Annotated in this window: 26 protein-coding genes and 1 pseudogene; 10 read left to right on the top strand and 17 right to left on the bottom strand. The window is 67.6% G+C overall.

What is annotated here, in order from left to right; translation table 11 throughout:
• Positions 1–13: 13 nt before the first annotated feature.
• From ACQ4L4_RS09685 to ACQ4L4_RS09675, 3 genes are all read right to left on the bottom strand, one after another.
• Positions 14–535 (bottom strand): hemerythrin domain-containing protein, encoded by a 522-nt coding sequence (locus ACQ4L4_RS09685; RefSeq protein ID WP_431104030.1) that lies wholly within the window; start codon positions 533–535, stop codon positions 14–16.
• Between the two features lie 94 nt (positions 536–629).
• On the bottom strand, positions 630–899 hold the full coding sequence (locus ACQ4L4_RS09680) for a hypothetical protein (protein ID WP_431104029.1): 270 nt from the start codon (positions 897–899) through the stop codon (positions 630–632).
• Positions 900–1,061: 162 nt separating this feature from the next.
• On the bottom strand, positions 1,062–1,370 hold the full coding sequence (locus ACQ4L4_RS09675; RefSeq protein WP_431104028.1) for a hypothetical protein: 309 nt from the start codon (positions 1,368–1,370) through the stop codon (positions 1,062–1,064).
• Between the two features lie 149 nt (positions 1,371–1,519).
• Here ACQ4L4_RS09675 and ACQ4L4_RS09670 point away from each other — a divergent pair, with 149 nt between their 5' ends.
• Positions 1,520–2,287, top strand: a complete 768-nt coding sequence (locus tag ACQ4L4_RS09670; protein ID WP_431104027.1) for a DUF72 domain-containing protein — start codon at positions 1,520–1,522, stop codon at positions 2,285–2,287.
• A 46-nt stretch (positions 2,288–2,333) separates the two neighbouring features.
• Here ACQ4L4_RS09670 and ACQ4L4_RS09665 read toward each other — a convergent pair whose 3' ends face one another.
• The 3 genes from ACQ4L4_RS09665 to ACQ4L4_RS09655 are packed head-to-tail and all read right to left on the bottom strand — an operon-like array spanning position 2,334 to position 3,737.
• Positions 2,334–2,843 carry a hypothetical protein gene (locus ACQ4L4_RS09665; RefSeq protein ID WP_431104026.1) on the bottom strand — a complete coding sequence of 170 codons (510 nt, stop codon included), beginning with the start codon at positions 2,841–2,843 and terminating at the stop codon, positions 2,334–2,336.
• Positions 2,844–2,854: 11 nt separating this feature from the next.
• Positions 2,855–3,109 (bottom strand): hypothetical protein, encoded by a 255-nt coding sequence (locus tag ACQ4L4_RS09660; RefSeq protein WP_431104025.1) that lies wholly within the window; start codon positions 3,107–3,109, stop codon positions 2,855–2,857.
• Between the two features lie 55 nt (positions 3,110–3,164).
• Positions 3,165–3,737 carry a YceI family protein gene (locus ACQ4L4_RS09655; protein WP_431104024.1) on the bottom strand — a complete coding sequence of 191 codons (573 nt, stop codon included), beginning with the start codon at positions 3,735–3,737 and terminating at the stop codon, positions 3,165–3,167.
• Positions 3,738–3,991: 254 nt separating this feature from the next.
• On the opposite strand from ACQ4L4_RS09655, the gene ACQ4L4_RS09650 reads away from it, so the two are divergent.
• The gene (locus ACQ4L4_RS09650; RefSeq protein WP_431104023.1) at positions 3,992–4,261 is read left to right on the top strand and encodes a hypothetical protein; all 270 of its coding nucleotides are present in this window, start codon (positions 3,992–3,994) and stop codon (positions 4,259–4,261) included.
• An 11-nt stretch (positions 4,262–4,272) separates the two neighbouring features.
• Here ACQ4L4_RS09650 and ACQ4L4_RS09645 read toward each other — a convergent pair whose 3' ends face one another.
• A complete protein-coding gene (locus ACQ4L4_RS09645) occupies positions 4,273–5,244 on the bottom strand; it encodes a zinc-dependent alcohol dehydrogenase family protein (protein WP_431104022.1) in 972 nt (323 codons plus the stop codon).
• A 227-nt stretch (positions 5,245–5,471) separates the two neighbouring features.
• On the opposite strand from ACQ4L4_RS09645, the gene ACQ4L4_RS09640 reads away from it, so the two are divergent.
• Together ACQ4L4_RS09640 and ACQ4L4_RS09635 are read left to right on the top strand one after the other, a co-directional pair.
• Entirely contained in the window at positions 5,472–5,783 is a 312-nt protein-coding gene (locus ACQ4L4_RS09640; RefSeq protein WP_377154525.1) for an ArsR/SmtB family transcription factor, read from the top strand.
• A gap of 197 nt (positions 5,784–5,980) precedes the next feature.
• Positions 5,981–6,832, top strand: coding sequence for a hypothetical protein (locus tag ACQ4L4_RS09635; RefSeq protein ID WP_431104021.1), 852 nt, complete (start codon positions 5,981–5,983; stop codon positions 6,830–6,832).
• A gap of 39 nt (positions 6,833–6,871) precedes the next feature.
• On the opposite strand, the gene ACQ4L4_RS09630 is transcribed toward ACQ4L4_RS09635, so the two are convergent.
• From ACQ4L4_RS09630 to ACQ4L4_RS09605, 6 genes are all read right to left on the bottom strand, one after another.
• Positions 6,872–7,219: a UBP-type zinc finger domain-containing protein gene (locus ACQ4L4_RS09630; RefSeq protein WP_431104020.1), complete on the bottom strand. Its 348-nt coding sequence runs from the start codon at positions 7,217–7,219 to the stop codon at positions 6,872–6,874.
• A 140-nt stretch (positions 7,220–7,359) separates the two neighbouring features.
• Positions 7,360–8,166, bottom strand: coding sequence for a hypothetical protein (locus ACQ4L4_RS09625; RefSeq protein WP_431104019.1), 807 nt, complete (start codon positions 8,164–8,166; stop codon positions 7,360–7,362).
• Positions 8,157–8,831 carry a response regulator gene (locus ACQ4L4_RS09620; RefSeq protein ID WP_431104018.1) on the bottom strand — a complete coding sequence of 225 codons (675 nt, stop codon included), beginning with the start codon at positions 8,829–8,831 and terminating at the stop codon, positions 8,157–8,159. Before ACQ4L4_RS09620 ends, ACQ4L4_RS09625 begins: the two co-directional genes overlap by 10 nt.
• A 129-nt stretch (positions 8,832–8,960) precedes the next feature.
• Positions 8,961–9,740, bottom strand: coding sequence for a sensor histidine kinase (locus ACQ4L4_RS09615; protein WP_431104017.1), 780 nt, complete (start codon positions 9,738–9,740; stop codon positions 8,961–8,963).
• A gap of 214 nt (positions 9,741–9,954) precedes the next feature.
• Complete coding sequence (locus ACQ4L4_RS09610) at positions 9,955–10,566, bottom strand: hypothetical protein (protein WP_431104016.1); 612 nt, start codon at positions 10,564–10,566, stop codon at positions 9,955–9,957.
• Positions 10,563–11,528, bottom strand: coding sequence for a DUF2272 domain-containing protein (locus ACQ4L4_RS09605; protein WP_431104015.1), 966 nt, complete (start codon positions 11,526–11,528; stop codon positions 10,563–10,565). The genes ACQ4L4_RS09610 and ACQ4L4_RS09605 overlap by 4 nt, the downstream gene beginning before the upstream one ends.
• A 309-nt stretch (positions 11,529–11,837) precedes the next feature.
• Between ACQ4L4_RS09605 and ACQ4L4_RS09600 the strand changes: the two genes are divergently transcribed.
• The 5 genes and pseudogenes from ACQ4L4_RS09600 to ACQ4L4_RS09580 all read left to right on the top strand — a co-directional run.
• Positions 11,838–13,385: a methyl-accepting chemotaxis protein gene (locus tag ACQ4L4_RS09600; RefSeq protein WP_431104014.1), complete on the top strand. Its 1,548-nt coding sequence runs from the start codon at positions 11,838–11,840 to the stop codon at positions 13,383–13,385.
• Between the two features lie 418 nt (positions 13,386–13,803).
• Positions 13,804–14,391: a DUF308 domain-containing protein gene (locus tag ACQ4L4_RS09595; RefSeq protein WP_431104013.1), complete on the top strand. Its 588-nt coding sequence runs from the start codon at positions 13,804–13,806 to the stop codon at positions 14,389–14,391.
• Positions 14,392–14,491: 100 nt separating this feature from the next.
• Complete coding sequence (locus ACQ4L4_RS09590) at positions 14,492–14,872, top strand: Rid family detoxifying hydrolase (protein ID WP_431104012.1); 381 nt, start codon at positions 14,492–14,494, stop codon at positions 14,870–14,872.
• Between the two features lie 31 nt (positions 14,873–14,903).
• Positions 14,904–16,634, top strand: a complete 1,731-nt coding sequence (gene poxB / locus ACQ4L4_RS09585; RefSeq protein ID WP_431104011.1) for a ubiquinone-dependent pyruvate dehydrogenase — start codon at positions 14,904–14,906, stop codon at positions 16,632–16,634.
• 68 nt (positions 16,635–16,702) lie between these two features.
• A pseudogene (locus ACQ4L4_RS09580) lies at positions 16,703–16,981 on the top strand (amidase family protein); the annotation flags it as partial.
• Positions 16,982–17,270: 289 nt separating this feature from the next.
• On the opposite strand, the gene ACQ4L4_RS09575 reads toward ACQ4L4_RS09580, so the two are convergent.
• From ACQ4L4_RS09575 to ACQ4L4_RS09560, 4 genes are all read right to left on the bottom strand, one after another.
• Entirely contained in the window at positions 17,271–18,005 is a 735-nt protein-coding gene (locus ACQ4L4_RS09575) for an SH3 domain-containing protein (RefSeq protein ID WP_431104010.1), read from the bottom strand.
• A complete protein-coding gene (locus ACQ4L4_RS09570) occupies positions 17,995–18,942 on the bottom strand; it encodes a hypothetical protein (protein ID WP_431104009.1) in 948 nt (315 codons plus the stop codon). The genes ACQ4L4_RS09575 and ACQ4L4_RS09570 overlap by 11 nt, the downstream gene beginning before the upstream one ends.
• A 171-nt stretch (positions 18,943–19,113) precedes the next feature.
• Positions 19,114–19,314, bottom strand: a complete 201-nt coding sequence (locus tag ACQ4L4_RS09565; protein WP_431104008.1) for a hypothetical protein — start codon at positions 19,312–19,314, stop codon at positions 19,114–19,116.
• A 22-nt stretch (positions 19,315–19,336) separates the two neighbouring features.
• Positions 19,337–20,344: an ankyrin repeat domain-containing protein gene (locus tag ACQ4L4_RS09560; RefSeq protein ID WP_431104007.1), complete on the bottom strand. Its 1,008-nt coding sequence runs from the start codon at positions 20,342–20,344 to the stop codon at positions 19,337–19,339.
• Between the two features lie 425 nt (positions 20,345–20,769).
• On the opposite strand from ACQ4L4_RS09560, the gene ACQ4L4_RS09555 reads away from it, so the two are divergent.
• Positions 20,770–21,570 carry an alpha/beta fold hydrolase gene (locus ACQ4L4_RS09555; protein ID WP_431104006.1) on the top strand — a complete coding sequence of 267 codons (801 nt, stop codon included), beginning with the start codon at positions 20,770–20,772 and terminating at the stop codon, positions 21,568–21,570.

The raw sequence follows: 21,570 nt of genomic DNA, 5'->3' as shown, positions 1-21,570 counted from the left end.
TCTCGCGCCGCGATCAATGCTTGGCCTGCTCCTGCGCCATCAGTTCCTGCTTGCGCTGCAGGATCCGTTCGCCGAGCTCGGCCATGTCCAGTCCGGACTTCTTCGCCTTCGGGAACATCTCGTTCTGTTCTTCCTTGACGTGGTGCTTGACCCACTCGCTCATGACCTTGACCTTGGCGTCATAGTCCTCGCCGCCGGGCTCGACGCCTTCGACGGCGGCGATCAGGTCCTTGATGCTCTGGTGCTCGACACGCGCCTCGGGGACCAGCTCCTTGTCCTTCAACGCGGCCTGGACTTCCGGGTAGAAGATCTCTTCCTCGACCTGGGCGTGCACCGTCAGCTCCAGGCAGATCTGCGCGACGAGCTGCTTCTTCTTCGCGGTGGAGCGCGACTTCTCGAATTGCTCGAAGAGCCCGGCGACCAGCTTGTGATCGGCGCGCAGCAGGCTCACGGCATCCGGTGTCTTCGTGCGCGCGGTGGTCGCGCGGCGGGTGGTCGATTTGCGGCTGTTGGTCGCGGTCGTCGTGGATGGCATGGAAGTTCTCCTGGCGGTGATGGCTGGGGCGGCGAGCCCTCATGGCTCGCCGCAGCAAATTCATTGGCAAAGGCGATGCCCGCCGCCGCGTCCGCTAACCGGGATCGTCCGACGCCGCAGCTTCTTCGTCCTCCTTCTTGTTCTTGCGCACGCCGCGCAGGTTCATCGCGAACAGACCCAGCTGCAGCACGATCAAGGCGTACGACTGCGTGAAGGCGCCCCACACGCACCACAGCAGATTGCTGAGCACGAAGACCCAGAAGCCCCAGGTCCGGCGCCGCGCGCTGCGACCGCCGACCAGCCAGGCGGCGACGAGCGTGACGACCATCGCGGGCCATTGAAGCGCGTTGAGCAGTGGGTCCATCACCCGCCGAGGCAAGCGGCTCGCCAGCGATGGTCCACGGCATTCAACGCAGGACTGCGGAGGACAGCGGCGGCGGGACGAAAAAGCCCCGGCGGGCCGAGGCTTGTGTTGCAGGCTGGCAGCGGCAGCGGCCGCCGCGGAGCCGTTCGAAAGGACGAGCCTTCAGCGATCGTCGCGCGACGAATCGCTGTCCTGGCCTTGATCGTCCTTGGAGGCGCGGTTGGACTGATCGCGCGAGGTCTGCGGGTTCTGCTGTTGCTGCGAACCTTCGTTCATCTGGCCCTGCCGGCCGCTGCCGGGCTGGCCCTGCTGCGGCGATTGCCGCTGACCTTGCGATCCTGATCCTTGCTGCTGGCCGCCGGGCTGGTTCTGTCCTTGCTGGCCTTGCTGATGCTGCTGTTGTTGCTGCTTCTGCTGGCCTTCTCCGCCCGGGGCCTGCTGCGGGTTCTGCGCGTTGGGTTGCTGAGCCATGATGGTCTCCTCGTTGTGCGCGTCGGCAAAGACACCGACAGCAGGAAATGGGCAATGCGCATGCCGCCTCGGCGTTGCCGACCCCGATCGCCGGGCCGGTCCGCCGCTTGCCACGATCTGGCGGAATCCGTCGTCCCGGAGCCACCCGCATGCCCGTCATCATCCGTATCGGCACCGCCGGTTGGAGCATCCCCAAGGCCGTCGCGGCTTCGTTCCCCGGCGACGGCAGTCAGCTGACGCGTTATGCCCGCGTCCTCGAATGCGCCGAGATCAACACGACCTTCAGCCGCACCCATCGGCCAACGACGTTTGAGCGCTGGGCGAACGAAACGCCGGCGGACTTCCGCTTCTCGGCGAAGGTGCCTCAAGCGATGACGCACGGCGCACGGCTGAAGGTGCCTCGCGCGGAGGTCCGGGCCTTCACCGCGTCGCTGGTCGGGCTGGGCGATCGGCTGGCCGCGTTGCTCGTGCAACTGCCGCCGTCGCTCGACCTGGACACGAGGACGGCGCGCGCCTTCTTCCGTTCGATCCACGCCGGATTCGAAGGCGCCGTGCTGTGCGAGCCCCGGCACCCGAGCTGGTTCACCGCGGCCGCCGAGCGGCTGCTGATCGAGGAACGTGTCGGACGCGTCGCCGCGGATCCCGCGAAACCGGAGGGTGCGGCCGCGCCGGGCGGATGGCTCGGCGAGAAGGGCGACGGTCGCGGCGCCACGGTCTACTACCGTTGGCACGGCTCGCCGCGCATGTACTGGTCGCGGTATGAGGATGACTGGCTCGCCGCGCAGGCATCGGAGATCTCGCGGTGGCCGGCGGGCACGCAGGTCTGGTGCGTCTTCGACAACACCGCCTCCGGTGCGGCGGCCGACGACGCGTTGCGATTGCAGGCCTTGCTGAGCGGTGGTCTCAAGGGTCCTTGAACGCTGGCCCGGGATCCTTCAAGCGGAGACGCGCCTCGGGCCGTGGCTAGAGGCGCTCGATGCCGACGACGGACACGGCCGATATCACCACCACCCGCACCGGCTTCGTATAAGCCGGACTGTTTGCGCGCAGGGTGGCGAGCAGTGCCGCGACGACAGTTGGATCCGATTCACGCACCATCAACAACGTGGGCCGGCGCGGTCGGAACGCCGCGGCGGCCTCCAGCGGACCCGCTCGCCACCAACCGCAATCCCACGGGTCCTGGGCCTGAGCGTCTCGCCGCGTCACGCACTCGCGCCACAGGATCTGCAAGCGCCATCGCAGGCCGAGCCAACGGCCCAGGCGTGCCAGTTCATGGCTGCCGTCGAGCTCGCACGCTACGCCATCCAGGCCGGCATGAGGCGCGATGCTGGCCGCGCGCAGCGGCTCCGTCATGACCGGGAAGGCGCCGCTCTCGCACCAGGCGCGCAGCGACGAGAGCAAGCCGCCGTTGACCGCGCCGAGCGCATCGGGCGGGATCATCAGGGCGTCGTCGAAGCGGCGCGGCAGGCGCATGGCAGGGCGGGTCAACCGCCGCTCGACGAGCGCCTCGCGGGGGCCGAACTCGCCTGGGGCGCGACGCCGATGGGGATGACACGTACGCCGGAGGCGGTCGCCGTGGCGTCGGTCTGACGAGTCGTCTGCGCCGCGGGCGGCTTCTTGCGGGCCGCGAACATGTTCACCACGCCCTGGCGAGCTTCGGAGAAGTAGAACAGTCCGGTCACGGCCAGGACGACGGCCACGATGCCGGCGGCGATTTTGACGGGGGAGATGTGCAGCATGAAGAAGCCTTCGACGGGGCCAGGAGGGTAACAGCCCGCGCCTGGCGTCCCGAGGTCACTCCTTCGCGACGGCTTCCACCTGGATGCGCAGGGCCACGTCCATCTTGAAGCCGTAGTCCTTCCCGGCGGCGAGGCCGAACTCCTCGCGGTTGAAGCTGCCCGAGGCGTCGGCGCCGCAGAAGTCGCGCTTGAGCATCGGGTGCGGCATGCACTTGAGCTGGTGGATCGTCAGGGTGAGGGGTCGGGTCTTGCCATTCAGCGTGAGTTCGCCCACCACCTGGGTCGGCACGCCGCCCTTGGCGCCGTCGAATCGACCCTTGAACGTGGCGCTCGGGTTCTTCTCGACGTTGAAGAACTTGTCGCCGGTGGCCCAGGCGTTCATCGCGTCCAGGCCGAAGTCGATGCTGGCCAGGTCCATCTTCACGTCGACGCTGCCCGCGCCGGTGGCCTTGTCGTAGACGATGGTGCCGGCGCTCTTGTTGAGCTTGCCGCGCCAGTGGGACATGCCCATGTGGTCGGCCTCGAAGCTGGGGTAGGTGTGCGATGGGTCGATGTCGTAGGTCACGGGCGCGGCCTGCGCGGCGACGGCGGAGAGGAGCAGGGCGGGGACGAGCAGCAGCGAGTGCATCGGAATTCCTTGAGTGGGTTGGGCGGGAGTGCCTGTCTGACGACGAATCGGGTGGGCGGATTTCGACAAGGCGGCATCATCGCCCGGTCACCGAGCCGCCGCGTCGAAGGTCTGTCATTCGGCAACTGGAGGCTCAGGATTCCGGCGGCCCGGAATCGGCAAGGGTCGGATGGCGCCGATCGGTTCAACGCGCTCCAGGCCTACGTCGACCGGTCGCCGCGAAGCACGCAAAAGGCTCCGGCAACCTGCTCACGATGTTCGGTCAGACGACCGCAAAGGCCGCGACCAGCAGCGGCAGCAGCTCGAAAGAGTCCGGGCTCGAGAGCACCGCAAAGGCGCTGGACGACGAGGCCGATCTGCTGGCCAATCAGGGCGTCTATCAGGTGGAGGATCTGAGGAACATGCGCCAGACGGAGCAGATCCAGGGCATGGTCGCCATTCTTGAGGAGTTGATCCACGAGTCCGCGGGCAAGCCGCATGGCGAATCCGAGCCCTACTTCTACTACGGGCGCATGCGATGGTGAGCGACTGATCCTCAACCCACTTCGATGACGACCTTGCCGCGGAGCGGTTGATCGCCGTTCCGACCGCTTTCGAGGGCCGTGTGCGCCGCGCCGATCCGGGCCAGCGGGAAGGTGGCGCCGATGACCGGCCGGATGCGCTCGCGCTCCAGCAGGTCCTTGAGCGCGAGCAGCTTGCCGCGGTTCTGCCTGGTGAAGACGAAGTGGTACTCCGCGTTCACGCCCCAGGCGGCATTCAGGTTCTGAGGTGTCGCGATGTCGACGATCGAGACGACGCGTCCCGCATCCGCCAGGACCAGCGGCGAGCGCTCGAGCGTCCTGCCGCCGATGGTGTCCAGGACGACGTTCACGCCGCGGGTGCCCGTCAGCTCGCGCACGTGGTCGACGTAGTCGCCGGATTCGTAGTCGATCGCCTCATCCGCGCCGAGCGAGCGGACGAAGTCGGACTGCGGGGCTCTGCAGGTGGTCAGCACCCGTGCGCCCATCGTCTTGGCGAGCTGAATGGCGATGGAGCCCACGCCGCCAGCGCCGCCGTGGATCAGTACGGTTTCAGCCGGCTGAAGGCGGGCCCGCGTGACCAGCGCTTCCCAGGCGGTGCCGCCGACCAGCGTCAGCGACGCTGCCTCGGCATGCGTCAGGTTGCGCGGCTTGTGCGTCACCAGCTCCTGCGGGACGACGTTGAACTCGGCGTAGCTGCCGCCCTTGGGGCCGAAGATCTTCGGTGTGTAGAAGACCTCGTCGCCGGGCTTGAAGTCGCGCACGCCGGTGCCGACGCGCTCGACCACGCCGGACACGTCGTGCCCGATGACCGCCGGCAGGGGCACGTACGCCGGGTAGTCGCCGCGGCGGATCTGATAGTCCAGCGGATTGATGGACGTGGCGATGACGCGCACGAGGAGTTCACCGGGATCGACGTCCGGCACGGGGATCTCCTGCAGCTGCAGGTGCTCGACGCCGCCGAAGGCGGTCAGGACAATGGCTTTCATGGGGACTCGCAAAGGTTGAGGGCTGTCTCGCTCCGCCGATTTCCGCGGAACGACGCCATTGTCATATCGCAAATCGTCGATACGTTGAGGCGATGAACTCAACCCTCCTGCCGGCGATGGTGATGGGTCCGGTCTTGCGTGGCCGGTCGCCAGCTGCTATCCGCGGCGCGAGCCCTTCGTCGCGCGAGCCCCCCGTACACTGGCCGCTCAAACGCTCGATTCCGCCCATGTCCGAAGAAGTGCCCCTGCTCCGCGTGCTCGAAGTGCTGGCCAACGCGCAGCGCCTGGAGATCCTGCGCAAGCTCAAGACGCCCGGGAGCTTCCCGCCGCAGGACGAGGGCGACCCGCTGGTCGACGGCGTCTGCGTGTCGTCGATCCAGGAAGGGCAGGGGCTGGCGTTCTCGACGACCTCGAAGTACCTCGCCGACCTGGCGAGCGTGGGGCTGGTGACCGTCAAGCGGGCGGGGAGGTGGTCGTACTACCGGCGGGATGAGCGGGCCATTGCGGCGTTGGCGAAGCGGATGGCGCGCGAGCTTTGATTTCTGCTGCTAGAACGACTGCAACACGCTCTTGGTCGTGAGACAGTCCCGTGGCCTGCGGTATGAGCAGGCAATCCAGAGGAGCATGCAGTTTCCGGACGCCGCCGCATCCAGGAAGTACTTCCACACCGTCACAACTAGGGATGTCCGTCCTCGCTGGCTGGAGCACGATCCACCGGCACTGGGAGGAGGCCAAGATGGCACGTTCACTCATCCGCATTCAGGCTTGGGCCTTGGCAATCGCCATGGCATCGATGGCAGCGCCTGCTTGGGCCACGCTCACCGTGGGCAAGGACGCCGCGTGCGGCCAGGACCAGTGGGTCACAGGCCTCACCGGGAAAGCCGGTCTCTGGATCGACGCCGTCGGCCCGACATGCACCGGCTGGAACGAGAGGACCCACCTTCCCATCGAGGGGCGGGCAGGGCGCCCCGTTGGCGGCAAGGGCGGCGGGGTGGTCACGCAGAGCTGTCCTGCGGGCTCCGCCGTCAGCGCGTGGGAAGTCGCGAAGGTGCTTCAGGGGGATGCCGCGTTTGCCGACAAGGTGACCCTGCAGTGCAGCACGCTCGCACCGCCGCAGACGGTGACCGGGTCGGCCATCGCTTTCGGAGGAAGCAACAACCTCCCGCGTGGCAAAGGCAAGCCAAACAAGGGCAGGTGCCCAGCGGGCGAACTGGCCACCTCGTTGTCGGTCTGGACCTCCAGCGACGGGCGCTTCGTGACGGACGTGAACATGAGGTGCGCCCGCGCGCCGCGCGCGTATTCGCAGATGTCGACGCAGCGCGCGGCGGACGGATCCCTCACCGTCTTCTCGCCTGAACTGAAGCTCAAAAGCGGCGACGTCGTCCAGCTCGATTGGTGCCGGGAGTGGGCGACCAATTGCGGCAAGCCGGCCGCGGACGCCTTTTGCGCATCGAAGGGCTTGGGACCATCGAGCAATGAAGTCGCGAAGCCGAACTACGGCCTGACCGTCGTGATCTCTGATCAGCGGATCTGCAATGGTCGCGACTGCACGTCGTTCCAGAAACTCACCTGCAGTCCCCGCAGCTAGGAAAGGGCAGCCGAGACAGGAATCGGGGAAGGAGAATCGCTACAGGTACTTCGGGATCGGGCCATCCTGCGGGGTCGTATCCGCTCCCAGGTCCACGATGGTCTTGTCGACGAAGCACCATCCCCATCCCTCTGGCGGGTCGTAGCCTTCGATGATGGGGTGCTGGGTCGCGGTGTAATGGGCTCGTGCATGCCGATGGGGCGAGTCATCGCAGCATCCGACGTGCCCACAGGTGCGGCAGATGCGGAGATGCACCCATTCGCTGCCGATCTTGAGGCACTCCTCGCAGCCTCGCGCGCTGGGAATCACCGTTCGAATGCTGTCCCGGTGTGTGCAAGAACGTGCCACTGTGGTCTCCTCAGAGTCGCCTTTGAACGGCGGGGTCATCCTAGCAGTGGCCCATGGCGTCGGAGCTCGCTCGGCCTGCCTGAGTCGTCCCGTCTCCGGAAACACTGCGTTCCGCCATCGGCACGAGATGAACAGCGCAGTGCCGTGGGTCGAGCTGGCGGCTCTGAGCCAACAGACCGCTACCTCGCCGCCACCGGCAAACTTCTCGAATCCCACCTCAGCATGTTCGCGAGCGCGTTCTCGATCGGATCCGAGGTGACGCGTTCCGCGCCGAGGAAAGGCCGATCCATCGCGGCGACGAAGTGGAAGACCAATCCGAGGGCAATCGCCAGCACCACGATCGCCCCGCGACTGCACGCGGTGACCGGCAGGACCGACACCGGCGCCAGCGTCAGCAGCGAGCTGACCAGCACCACCACCCACAGCGTCGTCGGCACCTTGCCGTCGCTGGCCTCCAGCCGGGCGCGGCGCTGCATCAGCAGGTCATTCGCCTGGCTCCACATCTGCTCGACCAGCACGGTCTCCGCCGCGCTCGCCGGCCGCAGGGCGCCCAGCGACCGGTAGACGTCGTCGAACGCGTCCTGCGTCGGCTGACTCGGCTGCTCGTGCTGCATCGCCGCCCATTCCTTGCCGATGACGCTTCGGCCATAGCCGCGCAGCCGCTCGCGCGCGAGCGTCGACTCCGGCGTCCCGTACACCGCCAGCGACCGCCCCAGCTGCGCGATCGCCGTCGCCTCCCGGCTCACCGCCTGCTCCGCCGCGCTGAACGAGTCCCACACCGACACGGCCGAGAACGCCAGCAGCAGCGAGTTGATCGTCGCGATCACGCCCAGCGACGCGAGTGCGACGTTGCGATCCGCCTCGGTCGCACGCTCGCGCCACCGCCGCGGAAGCACCGCCTGCGCCCCCAGTCCCAGCATCACCCAGGCCAGCACCAGCCCCAGCCCGAGCGCCCAGTTCGGCACGTCGTAGACGATCACCGGCATGGCACGCCTCCCTCGCTCAGGCCTTCGCTCAGCGCGTACCGCGTCATGCCCGCCACCCCCCGCACGCCCAGCTTGCGGGTCACGTTCTCGCGATGCGTCGCCACCGTCTTCGCGCTGAGCTTGAGCCGGTCCGCGATCTCCTGCGTGCTCAGGTCCTCGGCGAAGAGCTGGACGATCTCCCGCTCACGCGCCGTCAGCGCGGGACCGACCGGGATCGGCGTGCCGGCCTCGGGCAGCCGATGCCGCGTACGGATCTCGTCGACCAGTCCGCCCATCAGTCCCGGGCTCAGATAGATCCGCCCGCTGGCCACGTCGCGCACCGCGCGCAGCAGCTCCTCGCTCGACGCGTCCTTGAGCACGTAGCCCGACGCCCCCGCCTGCAGCGCCGTGACCACGCTGCGCTGATCGCCGTGCATCGACAGGCAGATCGCCTGCACCGACGGATGGTGGGCGCGGACGCGGCGCGTGGCCTCGATGCCGTTGAGTCCGGGCATCGCGATGTCCGTGATCAGCAGATCCGGCTGCAGATGGCGCACGAGCTTGACGGCGGCGGCGCCGTCCTCGGCCAGCCCGACGACGTCCAGCTCGGCGTCTCGCGACAGGAGCGCGCGCAGGCCTTCGCGCACGAGTTGGTGGTCGTCCGCCAGGACGATGCGGAGGGTCATCGGAATCTCCCTGAAATGGAACGTGAAAGAGGAACCTGGAAGAGGAACGTGGAAGAGGAACGTGGAAGAGGGCGCGGGATCACCCGGGATCACCCGGGATCGCGCCGGATCGCGCCGGATCGCCAGGCATCACGCGGAGTCGATGGGGATCAGCAAGGTCGCGCAGGTGCCGCGCCCCGGCTCGGAGCGCAGCACGAGCGCGCCGCCCAGGGCCTGCAACTGGGCGCGCGCGCCGCTCAGGCCGAGCCCTCGCGCCTCGGCGGCACCCTGGCCGGTCGCGAAGCCGCGCCCGTCGTCGCGCACGCGCACGCTCAGCCATCCGGCGTCGACCGTCGGCACGATGTCGACGCGGGACGCCTTGGCGTGCTTCTGCACATTCAGGCAGAGCTCCCGCACCACGCGGCAGGCGACCGCGCGTTGCGCCGCCGGGATCTCGGTGGTTCCGGGGGGCGCCATCGCGCTGTCGTCGACATGGATCGCCAGCGGGCCGAGCAGGCCCAGCTCCGCCGCCATGGCGGCCAGCGCCGTCGGCAGGTCGCCGTGCCAGTCCGGCGGCGCCAGCGCGAAGGTCAGCGTGCGGACCGTCTGTGACAGCTCGCCCAGCAGCGCGGTGACCTGGGCCAGCGCCGGATCCGCGCCGGCCGGGGCGGTCGCGCCCTGGCGCCACTCCCCGAAGGCCAGCCGCAGCCGGACGATCAGGCCGCCGACCTGGTCATGCAGCAGCTGGGCGACGCGCTCGCGCTCACGGAGCTCGGCGTCGGCGTGCGCTTCCGCGAGCGTCATCTGCAGACGGGTCAGCCGCTCGAGCCGGTGCTCGCGGGTGAGCCGGCCGGTCGGGCCGGCGGAACGGGGCCGCGCCGGCGGCGGGGAATCGTCACGCTGGCGGGGACGGTGCGGGGTGAGGTTCATGCGAGCTCCCTGTGCGCCTGGACGGCGTCGTCGTGTGGATGCCGACCCGGGGGATCGGTGCCGCAGACGGTAGGCGCCGCCGCCTTGCGCGACCTTCCGGAAACCTTCCGGAAGGTCCGTCAGGTTCCGGAAGGTCCGGAAACAGGCGCTTGCGGGCGCTGGCACGCGCTCGCATGCGCTCGCCTGCGCGCTTGCGACCGACCGGCCGGGCCGATCATTCGCGGGGGCAGTGCGGTCGCTGGTGCGGCGCGGCACGGCTGAGGTCGTAGCAGCGCTTCAGGAAATCGATGTTGGCGCCCAGGTCCGGCAGCGGTCGCCCGATGCCTTTCCAGTGCTCGGCGAGCGCCTTGCGCAGCGGGTCGACGGCCGCCATGTAGTCGTCGGGGAAGGGGACGACCTCGTAGACCAGGGGGAACTCGATGTACTCCAGCTTCACCAGCGCGCCGAGCTGCTCGTAATGGAAGTGGACGGCGGCGAAGTTCTCCATGTCCTGGCTCAGGTAGAGGTCCTCGCCCGAGCCGGCCAGGCGGATGAGCTCCTGGGCGTGCGGGCCGATCTCGGGCAGCAGCTCGCGCTGGAACGCGCGGGCGCGCAGCCGGATGCGCTCGTCGCGCTCCAGCAGGTGGGCCACGTGCTGCAGCGACTGCAGCCGCTCCGTCAGGTTGGCGCGCTTGCTGTCGTCCACCCATTCGACGAGCTGGGTGACCGAGATCAGCACCCCGACGATGACGCTCAGGCCCGTGGCCAGCCCGACCGCCGCCTGCCAGTAGCCGAGCACCGCCGCGCGGCGGTCGCGCGGCATCCTGACGTTGTCGGAGGTGCTCAAGGCGGCGCTCCCTTCTGACGCAGCAGGACCGTCCAGGCGCGGTCCGGCGTCGTGATCAGCCGGCCCCCGGCATCCAGCGGGGCGCGCGTCCAGCTGACGCTCTCGCTGACGTTGCCGCCGATGGCGCCCAGCTCGCCGCCGTCCACCTGCACGACCAGGTCGCAGTGCCAGGTCCAGATGCGGCTGCGCAACGCGCGGGGCAGGGTGCTCCATTGGGCGAAGCCGGTCGGAGCGTCGGGCTGCGCGTCGCGCGGCGCGCAGATGACGTCGCCCGGTCGCGGCGGCGTGATGGCGGCGTCGCGGGCCTCCAGGCCCGGACGGCTCCCGTCCAGCGCCGCGCGGATGTAGTGCCAGTGCAGCTCGCTGGCCTCGAACTGGCGGTCGCCGAAGCCGGCGTTGCGCATCAGCCAGGAGATGAAGACCGCGCTCCACGGCTTGAGCGAGCCGTCGTCGAAGCGCGTGCGCTGGAGCGGGTAGTCGGGACCCTTCACGCCGATCCAGTACAGCAGCACGCGGGTGTGGAGGTAGGGCTCGGTTTCCTGCCGGCGCGGCACGTCCAGCCGGCGCTCGGTGAGGTTGGAGGCGGCATCCCAGCGACCTCGACCCCAGAGCTCCCATTCCTGCAGTGCAAGCGCGAGCAGGCGTTCGGTCGACGGCGCCGGCGGCGCGGTCTCGCCGCCGAGGCCGGTCGTCGGGCTGGCGTCCGGAGCGGCGTTCGAAGTGGCATTCGAAGCGGCGTTCGGACTGACGTTCGAACTGAGGTTCGACGTGGCGGCCGGACGCGGCGGCTCCACTTCATAGACCGGCGCGGGATCGTCGAGCGGCCACGGCGGCGGCGCCGCGATCGGCTTGGTCTGCGCGCAGCCCTGCAGCCAGAGCGCGACGAGCGCGAGCAGCGCCAGCAGCACGGCGTGAGAGAGATCGCGAGGGAACGGATCGCGCCGGGACTGACGCTGCGACATGAGGCCTCCTGCTCCAGCCACGGGGACGCGGCAGGCTCATCGTCGGGGCGTCAGTGCTGGCTGGGCATCGGAGGAAAGCTGAGCTTGAGGCTCCGGATTCTCCGATTGGTGCGGGCGGATCGCGTCGGCGGCTGGCATCGCCGGACGTCGCGGCTCTCGCGCCCCAAAGCGGTCGCGGCGGAGGTCCTGCCTGGTCCAAATCGACAGATATCGCCCAAATCGGGCGCTCAGCGCCCGCGCGGTGCGAACTGTCCTCAGGGTTCCCCTGTTCGTGCCGATCCCATGGAGACACACGACAAGGGAGTCAGGATGTCTTCGGTTTTCAATCTCAGGATCGGCGCGCGTCTGGCCGTCGCGTTCGGTCTGATGGTGCTGCTCATGCTGCTGATGGCGGGCGCCTCGCACGGCGGGTTGACGTCGGTCGACGGCCGGCTGGGGCAGGTGATCGGTGACCGGTACGTGAAGGTGCGCTCGGTGGGACGCATCTTCGACGAGCTGAACCTGCAGGCCCGCAATGCGCGCAACGTGCTGCTGCTGGACACGGCGCAGGAGCGCGGGGTGGAGCTGACGTCGATCCGCGAGTCGCGCGAGCGCGCGACCAAGGTCTATGACGAGCTGATGCCCACGGTCCACGACACGAAGGCCAAGGCGTTCCTCGAGGAATCGTTGACCGCGCGCAAGGCCTACGGGGAGGCGCTCGACGCCTTCTTCGCGCAGGCCAGGTCGGAGGACATGGACGGCGCGAAGCTGGTGCTGATGCAGAAGCTGCGCCCGGCGCAACTGGCCTACGTGGGATCGCTGGGCAAGCTGGTGGAGCGGCAGGAGCAGCTGATGGAGGAGTCCGGCTCGCTGGCCAAGGAGGCGGTGCGGGAGACGACGCTGGTGCTGTGGATCGCGGTGATCGTCGGCGTGGGGGCAGGTATTGCTTTCGGCGTGCTAGCGACGCGGTCGGTGACGCGGCCGCTGGCGGACGTGCGTCGCGCGATGGAGGCCGTGGCGGGCGGCGACCTGACGACGGACGTGCGCGTGACGCGTCGCGATGAACTGGGGGACCTGCAGCAGAGCCTGGCGCGCATGGTGGAAGGCCTGCGCGGGCTGGTGCGCGAGGTACGCAGCGGCGTGGACTCGGTGACGACGGCGTCGAGCCAGATCGCGGCGGGCAACCTGGACCTGTCGAGCCGCACCGAGGAACAGGCGAGCAGCCTGCAGCAGACGGCGAGCTCGATGGAGGAGATCACCGGGACCGTGCACCAGGCGGCGGACAGCGCGCGTCAGGCGACGGCGCTGGCGGAGGAGGCGTCGGGGACGGCTCGCCGAGGTGGGGAGGTCATCGGGCGGGTGGTGGCGACGATGGATGCGATCACGGACAGCAGCCGGCGCATCGAGGACATCATCGGCGTGATCGACGGGATCGCGTTCCAGACGAACATCCTGGCGTTGAACGCCGCGGTCGAAGCGGCGAGGGCAGGGGAGCACGGCCGCGGATTCGCGGTGGTGGCTGGTGAGGTGCGAGCGTTGGCGCAGCGCAGTGCGAGCGCGGCAAGGGAGATCAAGACGCTGATCGGGACGTCAGGCGTGTCGGTGGCGTCGGGTGGCCGCGAGGTCGCGGCGGCAGGCGAGACGATGCGCGAGATCGTCGAGCAGATCCGCCGCGTGAGCGAGCTCGTCAACGAGATCTCCGGCGCCGCCGGAGAGCAGAGCCGCGGAATCGAGCAGATCAATCAGGCCATCACGCAGATGGATCAGGTGACGCAGCAGAACGCGGCGTTGGTCGAGGAAAGTGCCGCTGCCGCCAACAGCCTGGAAGCGCAGGCGCAGAGGTTGGCAGAGTCGGTGGCGACGTTCAGGGTGGCGTGAAGCGGCGGAGCGCGCTGCTGCTGATGTGCTCGGCTTGCCCCCCATTTTTCCTAGGCGATGTAGGACTGCCAAAGGCTGTGTGCAGCCGCTCAGTGTCGGCAGGTGACGGGCAGCTCGAGCTGAAATCGGGCGCAGCGTCGCCGATAAGGAGGATGACCGCTGCACCTCGCTGACCGGTCACTCGCTCTACGTCCTCGATGCGGCTGCCGCGACTGACCCCTATTGCCCCTGACTCAAGGGCCTCAGGTTCATCGTCGAACTGGCAGGCTGGATCAACAGAACTCTGGCGGATTCTGACCGGGCCGCTGAGCCGAGCGCCGCTCGTGCTCAAACCTTGGTAGGGGTTGGATAAACCTACCTCCGATGGTGAGGCCGTGTCGAACCTGATGTCATGCGTCAACTCCTCTGAAGAGCAACCATGATCCGCACGAACCTATCCACTTACGCGATCTCAATGCCCAGTTCGCCTGCGAATCGCGCATCTCTGTCGACGCTCTACCTGTGCCGCGGCTTGCTCGCGCTGTTGTGGGCAGCCGCCTTCGCCCCGGCACACGCGACCTTGGGCCCCGCGGCGACGGCATTGCTCGTGAGCTATCCGCTGATCGACGCAGTCTCATCGCTGATCGACTATCGCGCGCTGAAGCGCGACGCGGAGCGCCGCATCACCGCCTTCAATGCGGCTCTGAGCACTCTTGCGGCGATCGCCACTGGCTCAGCGTCAGCCTACGGCCCCGCCGCCGTGCTCGCCGTCTTCGGCGTCTGGGCGGCCATCGCCGGTGCGGCGCAGTTCGCGCTGGGCATTCGCAGGCGTGGCCAGGAACTCGGTCAACAGTGGCCGATGCTCATCTCCGGTGGCCTGTCCTTTCTCGTCGGCATCGCGTACTGCATCCAGGCCACGGGGCCCATGCCGTCCCTGGCCGTGCTGTCGGTCTATGCGACCGGAGGCGGTGGATTCTTCGTCATCCAGGCGGGACTGCTGGCATGGCGCTCGCGCCGCCAGCGCTGATCCCGACACCTCGTTCGTTGATCGCCGGCCTGCCGACTCGTCTGCAGAACCCTTTCAGCTACCCATTTGCCTCCACGTCGGAGCAATCAAAGGACACCCAATGCACAAGCAACCCGTATCGACATCCGATGCACCGGCTGCCATCGGCATCTACTCCCAAGCTGTTCGAGCTGGCAGCACCATCTGGCTATCGGGCCAACTCCCATTGGATCCGCGGACCAACAGGATGGTCGACGGCAATGCCGAGTCGCAGATCCGGCAGGTCTTCGAGAACCTCCGCGCGGTTGTCACGGCAGCCGGCGCCACGTTCGACGACGTCGTGAAGGTCAATGTTTACCTGACCGACCTTGCCCATTCCGCGCTCCTCAACAGCGTCATGTCGGAGTACTTCCAGAAGCCTTACCCCGCACGCGGCACGGTCGGCGTGGCGGCACTCGCTGGCGGGGCGCTGGTCGAGGTCGAGTGCGTCGTCGCGCTGTGAGGCGCCAGATCCAGTTCAAGACGAATACACCATGACAAGAACCGTTGCAGATCAGTTCGTCGACACCCTTCGGGCTGCTGGCGTCAAGCGCATCTTCGGCGTCGTCGGGGACAGCCTGAACGGGTTGACCGACGCCGTACGCCGTCGAGGCGACATCGAATGGGTGCCCGTCAGGCATGAGGAGGTTGCCGCCTTTGCCGCCGGGGCGGAAGCACACCTGACGGGATCGCTCGCCGTTTGTGCCGGAAGCTGCGGGCCGGGCAACCTGCATCTGATCAATGGACTGTTCGATTGCCATCGCTCAGGCGTGCCAGTGCTTGCCATCGCGGCTCATATTCCTTCACCGGAAATCGGCACAGGCTATTTCCAGGAGACCCACCCGCAGACGCTCTTCCAGGAGTGCAGCCACTACTGCGAATTGGTCTCCGACCCCGAGCAGATGCCTCGGACCCTGGAGATCGCGATACGCGAGGCAGTGAGCAAGCGGGGGGTCTCCGTCGTGACGATCCCGGGCAATGTCGCGCTTCTTCCGGCCACCGAGGCACCCACGGCGAGGACGTCGAGCCTGCTGCCGGCGGCGCCCTTGGTGACGCCCGCCAGAGACGAGTTGGTCAAGCTCGCGGAGATGTTGAACAGCGGTCGGCGGATCACGGTGCTGTGCGGCTCCGGATGCCAGGGTGCCCACGATCAACTGATCTCTGTCTGCGAGCGATTGAACGCGCCCGTGGTGCATGCGCTCCGGGGCAAGGAACACGTCGAATGGGACAACCCCTACGACGTCGGCATGACGGGCTTGATCGGCTTCTCGTCGGGCTACTACGCCATGCTCGATTGCGATGTCCTGCTGATGCTGGGGACCGATTTCCCCTACCGGCAGTTCTACCCCCGCGAGGCGGGTGTGCGCATCGCCCAGGTCGACATCAGAGCGGAGCACATTGGACGTCGTGCACCGGTCGACCTCGGAATCGTGGGAGACGTCCGAGCGACGCTGGAGGCCTTGCTGCCGCTGCTTCAGCAGAATCCCGACGCCGCCCACCTGACGCAGGCGCGCGAGCATTACCGGAAGACTCGCAAGGGTCTCGACGATCTCGCGGCGCCTGGTCGACGGGGCATCCATCCGCAGCAGATTGCCAAGGCGCTCAGCGACCAGGCCGCCGACGATGCGGTCTTCACCTGCGACGTCGGTCTGCCGACCGTGTGGGCCTCTCGATATCTCGCCATGAACGGCAAGCGCCGATTGATCGGCTCGTTCTGGCACGGGTCGATGGCGAACGCGATGCCGCACGCGATCGGCGCACAAGCCGCATTTCCTGGCAGACAGGTGATCTCGCTTTCAGGCGATGGCGGGTTCACGATGCTGATGGGTGACTTCCTGAGCCTCGCCCAGTTGGGACTGCCGGTGAAGGTGGTGGTCTTCAACAATTCGGCCCTGGGATTCATCGAGCTGGAGCAGAAGTCGACCGGCACGCTCAACGTCGGTACGGAACTGAAGAACCCGTCCTTTGCAGCAATGGCGGAGTCCGTCGGCGTGCGCGGAATCCGGCTCGAGCATCCCGACGAGGTGGACCGAGGCATCGCGCAAGCGTTGGCACATGACGGGCCTGTCCTTGTCGATGCGGTCGTGAACCGAAGCGAGCTTGCGATGCCTCCCGCCATCACGCTTGAGATGGCCAAGGGCTTTTCGCTCTACATGCTTCGGGCCGTGATGAATGGCCGCGCTGACGAAGTCATCGAGCTCGCACGCTCGAACCTGTGGCGCTGAACTGCGGGAGTGAAATGAAAAGAGGTGTTGAAAGCGCGCCCACGGATGCAGCCTGGGACGCCGCGCGAATCACGCGGGCATCGTCTGAACTCTGGCGGCTTCCCGCGACCGAGCTTGCGCAGCTGGTGCGGCTGCGCAAGGTCTCCGCTCGGGAAGCTGCGGCGGATGCACTGAAGAGACTGGACGAGGTCAATCCGCGGATCAACGCGGTGGTGGCGCATCGACCCGAACAGGTGCTCGCGCAGGCAGATGAGTTGGATCGCAGGATCGGACGCGGCGAGGACGTGGGGCCATTGGCCGGCGTTCCGGTGACGGTCAAGATCAATGTCGACATGGCGGGCTGGGCATGCTCGGCGTGGTGGAGCGTGCGGTGGATGATGATCGGAGGAAGGTGGTCTCTTGAGCGCGAGAGTCCAGATCAGCGGGGCGATAGCGGATGCCGATCGCCTCGCGTTTGACCGCATTTGCCTTTCAAGCGCAGCCGGTGACGGAGTCGGTGGTGGCGTTCAGTTCGGAGTGAGAGGCTTTATGCCCGATTGCAGTCATTCGAGAGCCTAGTCGATCACAACTGAGGGCGTTGCGATCAAACCTGATTTCCTTGCATGCTATACGCCACCTACGGAAATGCAGCTTTCCTCAGTCGGCTCTAGGTGCCTGTTCAGGCGCGCCAAGGCTCGGACAACTCGTTTCCTGGATCGCGCAAATGCGATCGACCCAGGCGCGGAAACGGCCGGAAGGCAAGCCCTCGCGCGCAGCGCGCTCTACCTTCACAGACGCACGCGTTTCCGCCGGGAATCGCTGATCGGCGAACTCGAGTTGTGCCCACGTGCCTTTGCAGTCAACAAGGCGAGCGGCTTCGATGGTGTCGTCGTCATCGAAGGTCTGGTTCTCGCCGATGCGCAACACTGCCGCAGCTTGCGGTCCGGGCTGAGCACGACCGACGTCGGCCTGCGACTTCACCGTCAGCTTGCTGCCGCTGACCCAACCTTCGCCGTTGTACAGGCGGCGAGCCGGCTGGCCGGTGAGGGCGTCGTTGTCCTTCGCGTTGCGGATCAGGAACCAGCCGTTGCGCGTGCCGGCGACCTCGACCTCGATGCGGACGCCGTAGCCTGCCGAGGGCTCGACGAAGGTTCGCGGCAGCTTGCCAAGAATCTTGGCGGAGGAGTTCGGCTCGGCGCGCACGTTGAGGCCGGCGGGATCGTTCTCGGCAACAAAGGCGCCGAAGTTGCATGCAGTGACGGGCGTGGTTGCGGTAGCGACGGTTGCCGTCGCCTTGCTCTCGGACGGAGCGCCGGCACAACTGGCCAGCGAAGCAAAGCCCGCGCTGGCGAGAAGCAGGACGGCGTTGCGCAGAAGGTGTTCAGTAGCCATCGACGAGGACGTAGTGGAACGACGACATCTGGCCCAGTGAGGCCAGGAAGCCGGGGTAGAGGTCATCCGGGATGGTCTGGCAGCCGGCGGACCAGGTGTTGCCGGAGGCCTGGGTGCCGCCGCGGTGGATGTACATCGTAGTCTGGACGTTCTTCGTGTCGATGCGGTTGGCGTCGAAGGGGTTGAACCGGCCGTCGCCGTCGGTGTCACGTTCGGCGGTCTGGGTGCGGGTGGCCTGGAAGGCACGGCGCTTGAGGTGGCCTTTAGGCTTTTCGCCGAAAAAGTAGGTGCCGGCGCGCAGGCGGCCGATCTCGGCGATGCCGTCGCCGTTCACGTCGAAGCCTTCGCTGTGTTTGAAGAGCACGTTGTTGTAGCGCGGGTCCAGGCGGCCGGCGCCAACGGGCTTTGCACGTTGGGAGTACTGGGCGCCGGGTTCGGTGCAGGCGGGGAAGACACGTGCGGTGCGCAGGCCGTCGCCGCCGTTGAGTACGACGATGTGATCGTCGTAGACGCCAAGACCGCGGTTGGCCAGGGCAGAGGTTTCGCGGCGCAGGCCGACGAGGATCATGCGGCCCTGGTGGAGCGCGTCGACGGCCGCGGCAGTGCCACGTTGCAGGACGATGCCAGCGCAGTAGGCATAGGTCTGGCGTCGGGAGAGCAACGGCAGGCGGGGGACGTAGGGCGCGCGCAAGCGATCTGCGTCCCACTCGGTGATGAGGGCGGTGCCAGCGCGCTGGGTGCCGAGCGCCGCCTTGGCGCGCCAATCGAGCTGCGCGGCAGCGAGGCGTCCGCCGGTGTCGCGCTGAACCTCTGAGAGACCGGCAGTGTCGGCGCGCCACTGTTGCAGCGCCTCGTCGGGCGCGGCCGCAGCGCGGGACGCGAAGCCCCGGGCGAAAGCTTCGAGGTCAGGATCGATGGGGTTGATGGTGGCGCGCATGAGTCTCCCTGGGGGCTCGCCGCGTTGATGGCGGGCGAGCGACGCAGTTGATTCTGCGTAGCAGCCAAGGTGGGAATATGGTCGAAAGTCATCCCAAGCCGAATGCCAACCGCTGCTTTTGATTTAGATCAGAAATCGAAGTCGCGTTCGTGCGGAGCATGGGCATCGGTGTTAAAGGCCCAGCAGCGTGGTCACGACGCGTGCGCTGCTGCGGTAGCGCTCCTCCAGCACCACGATGAAATGCCCTTTCTCGTGCTCGTTCGGTTCCACCCGATGATCGGGATTGAGCGCCAGCATCCGCGCCATGCTGAAACCCGCGACGTCGCATCGCGCGTCGAATCGACCGTAGAACTGCGTGTGCTTCAGACGCATGGGAGGGGAAGTTCAATCCATGTCAGCGTGCGCCATGTCGCCGCAGCAAGGCGATCATCTGCTCGTCCTGGTTATGTCGCGCCCGCGCCATCACGGAGGCCCCGTCCTTGGCGACGGCCTTCACGTCGGCGCGATGCTCGATCAGCAGTTCCGCCATCGCCACGTTGCCGACGCCAGCCACCCACCATAGCGGGGTTGCGCCCTCCGTGTCGCGAGGATCGACCGGCACGCCGCGGTCGAGCAACACGCGAGCGACGTCCTTCTCTCCCGAATCGACCGCGCGATGCAGCACGGTCGAGTTCCTGACCTCGGGATCGACAGCTTGCGGGTCGGCTCCAGCGGTGAGCAGGAAAGTCGCCGTCGCTGCGCGGGCCGCCGGCGGTGCGCCACTCTCGCGTGTGCCGCTCGCCAGCGACCACAGCGCCTCCGTGGCGACCTGAGCCTGTGTCGCGCTCAGGCGTGGCGCCAGGATCTGCAACGTCGCGAGCTGGCCCGCGGCAGCGGCGGACAGATACGCGCGCTTGACGACATCCAGGGCGGGATCGGCGTCGAGCAACAGGCGCGTCAGACCCTCGTCCCCTGCGAAAGCCGCCACGGCCAGCGCCGGCCCTTGCCGCTGTCCCCACTTGGACTGATCCGCTTTCGCCGCCAGCAGCCGCTTCACGACGGCCGTGCGCCTGGCGCTGGTGGCCGCATCCAGCGCGGTCAAGTCCTGACCCGACGGTTCGTCCACGGGGATCGCCGCCTGGAGATACAGCCGCACGGCGATCTCGTCGCCGCGCGCGGCGGCCGCGACGAAGGCGTCCTGCGTGAACGGCTGACCGAGCTTCACCAGTTGCTGCCGAGGGTCCTCCACGTGGTCGGGCTGGAACAGCGCCACCAGCTTCTTCGCCGAGTCGGTGAAGCCGGCCACGCCCGTGACGACCGCGGCGATCACCAGCAACACCGCCACCCAGCGCCGCTGCTTCAGGCTCGCGAGGTAGCGTTCGTGCGGGGGTGGCGGGGGCGGCGGGGGCGCGGCATCGGGCATCCGAGATCCGTGTGAGTGGTCGACAAGGCCTTTCTACTCCAGAGTAGCGCCGCCATGCGCGGGACGGACCGCTCTGTCCTCGGGATACGGGTCGCGACCGCGGCGATCCGCGCGCATCGCCACTGGCAAGTCCTGACCCCCGTCACCACCGGGGCATCCGGTGACCGGAGCCGGATCTGCGTCAAGAACGCGTTGCCACGGCGCAGTTGTCGTCGGGCCTTCATTCATTGGAAAACCTTTGGCTGGCCATTGGGGTTCGCGGAAGGTCCTTCGGGATACTTTGAATGGAGCCGCGCCCCAGGATCGGACATGGGGATCGCCTGGCAGGCCTCGCTCGCCGGGACGGCTCCTGGAACCTTCGACTGGCGACGCATTGAAGCAGGTCGCGAGGATGGTGCTCGAAACCGAATGTCTGGACCACAAAGATGAAGACGATTAAGAACATGCTGATCGCTACCGCCACTGCCTCGCTCGCCGCGGCGGGCGGCGGCGCCGTTGCCGCGGACAAGCCCACGATCGCCCTGGTGCATGGCGCCTTCTGCGACGCCCACGCGTGGGACGCCGTTGCCGGCGTGCTCCGCACGAACGGCTACAAGGTGATCAACATCAATCTCCCAGGTCGTCCAGGCACGGAGGTCTCTCCGAAACGGGCAACGCTCGACAGCTACCGCCAGACCGTCCTGACCGCCCTGCAGGAGGAGACATCCCCGGTGGTGCTGGTGGGCCACAGCTTCGCGGGCATCACCATCTCCAACGTCGGAGAAGCTGCGCCCGACAAGGTGAAGACGCTGGTGTACGTGGCCGCCTATCTGCCCAAGGACGGCGACTCGCTGCTGAAGCTCGCGAACGAGGACAAGGACGCCAGGATCGGACCGATCCTCAAGCCCGATGAAGCCAATGGCGTGGTCGGCGTGGACCGCGCCGCCAGCGTGGATGTCTTCCTCAACGACGGCTCGACCGAGTTGCGCGCCGTGTTCCCGAAGCTCGTCATCGACGAGCCGCTGGCCCCGCTGGGGACACCCGTGCATCTGACCGCGGCCCGCTTCGGCAAGCTCGACAAGGCCTACATCCGCACGTCGAAGGACCAGGTCATCAGCCCGTACCTCCAGTCCGCGATGCTGGCCGCCACACCCGTGCGACTGACGCAGACGCTCGACACCGGCCACCTGGGTTTGCTCACCAACCCGAAGGGCGTGGCCGAGGCCGTGGAGAAGGCGGCCCGATGA

Source organism: Roseateles noduli (assembly GCF_050626985.1).
Classification (GTDB): domain Bacteria; phylum Pseudomonadota; class Gammaproteobacteria; order Burkholderiales; family Burkholderiaceae_C; genus Roseateles; species Roseateles noduli_A.
This window is presented reverse-complemented; position numbering and strand designations above follow the sequence as displayed.

Bases quoted from the DNA above. Each gene is read 5' to 3' on its own strand.
- ACQ4L4_RS09670 (WP_431104027.1), top strand. From the start codon at position 1,520: ATGCCCGTCATCATCCGTATCGGCACCGCCGGTTGGAGCATCCCCAAG.
- ACQ4L4_RS09630 (WP_431104020.1), bottom strand. From the start codon at position 7,219: ATGACCCCGCCGTTCAAAGGCGACTCTGAGGAGACCACAGTGGCACGT.
- ACQ4L4_RS09555 (WP_431104006.1), top strand. From the start codon at position 20,770: ATGAAGACGATTAAGAACATGCTGATCGCTACCGCCACTGCCTCGCTC.
- ACQ4L4_RS09620 (WP_431104018.1), bottom strand. From the start codon at position 8,831: ATGACCCTCCGCATCGTCCTGGCGGACGACCACCAACTCGTGCGCGAA.
- ACQ4L4_RS09645 (WP_431104022.1), bottom strand. From the start codon at position 5,244: ATGAAAGCCATTGTCCTGACCGCCTTCGGCGGCGTCGAGCACCTGCAG.
- ACQ4L4_RS09600 (WP_431104014.1), top strand. From the start codon at position 11,838: ATGTCTTCGGTTTTCAATCTCAGGATCGGCGCGCGTCTGGCCGTCGCG.
- ACQ4L4_RS09650 (WP_431104023.1), top strand. From the start codon at position 3,992: ATGTTCGGTCAGACGACCGCAAAGGCCGCGACCAGCAGCGGCAGCAGC.
- ACQ4L4_RS09665 (WP_431104026.1), bottom strand. From the start codon at position 2,843: ATGCGCCTGCCGCGCCGCTTCGACGACGCCCTGATGATCCCGCCCGAT.
- ACQ4L4_RS09675 (WP_431104028.1), bottom strand. From the start codon at position 1,370: ATGGCTCAGCAACCCAACGCGCAGAACCCGCAGCAGGCCCCGGGCGGA.
- ACQ4L4_RS09615 (WP_431104017.1), bottom strand. From the start codon at position 9,740: ATGAACCTCACCCCGCACCGTCCCCGCCAGCGTGACGATTCCCCGCCG.
- ACQ4L4_RS09635 (WP_431104021.1), top strand. From the start codon at position 5,981: ATGGCACGTTCACTCATCCGCATTCAGGCTTGGGCCTTGGCAATCGCC.
- ACQ4L4_RS09575 (WP_431104010.1), bottom strand. From the start codon at position 18,005: ATGGCTACTGAACACCTTCTGCGCAACGCCGTCCTGCTTCTCGCCAGC.
- ACQ4L4_RS09595 (WP_431104013.1), top strand. From the start codon at position 13,804: ATGATCCGCACGAACCTATCCACTTACGCGATCTCAATGCCCAGTTCG.
- ACQ4L4_RS09680 (WP_431104029.1), bottom strand. From the start codon at position 899: ATGGACCCACTGCTCAACGCGCTTCAATGGCCCGCGATGGTCGTCACG.
- ACQ4L4_RS09565 (WP_431104008.1), bottom strand. From the start codon at position 19,314: ATGCGTCTGAAGCACACGCAGTTCTACGGTCGATTCGACGCGCGATGC.
- ACQ4L4_RS09570 (WP_431104009.1), bottom strand. From the start codon at position 18,942: ATGCGCGCCACCATCAACCCCATCGATCCTGACCTCGAAGCTTTCGCC.
- ACQ4L4_RS09590 (WP_431104012.1), top strand. From the start codon at position 14,492: ATGCACAAGCAACCCGTATCGACATCCGATGCACCGGCTGCCATCGGC.
- ACQ4L4_RS09625 (WP_431104019.1), bottom strand. From the start codon at position 8,166: ATGCCGGTGATCGTCTACGACGTGCCGAACTGGGCGCTCGGGCTGGGG.
- ACQ4L4_RS09560 (WP_431104007.1), bottom strand. From the start codon at position 20,344: ATGCCCGATGCCGCGCCCCCGCCGCCCCCGCCACCCCCGCACGAACGC.
- ACQ4L4_RS09660 (WP_431104025.1), bottom strand. From the start codon at position 3,109: ATGCTGCACATCTCCCCCGTCAAAATCGCCGCCGGCATCGTGGCCGTC.
- ACQ4L4_RS09685 (WP_431104030.1), bottom strand. From the start codon at position 535: ATGCCATCCACGACGACCGCGACCAACAGCCGCAAATCGACCACCCGC.
- ACQ4L4_RS09605 (WP_431104015.1), bottom strand. From the start codon at position 11,528: ATGTCGCAGCGTCAGTCCCGGCGCGATCCGTTCCCTCGCGATCTCTCT.
- ACQ4L4_RS09640 (WP_377154525.1), top strand. From the start codon at position 5,472: ATGTCCGAAGAAGTGCCCCTGCTCCGCGTGCTCGAAGTGCTGGCCAAC.
- poxB (WP_431104011.1), top strand. From the start codon at position 14,904: ATGACAAGAACCGTTGCAGATCAGTTCGTCGACACCCTTCGGGCTGCT.
- ACQ4L4_RS09655 (WP_431104024.1), bottom strand. From the start codon at position 3,737: ATGCACTCGCTGCTGCTCGTCCCCGCCCTGCTCCTCTCCGCCGTCGCC.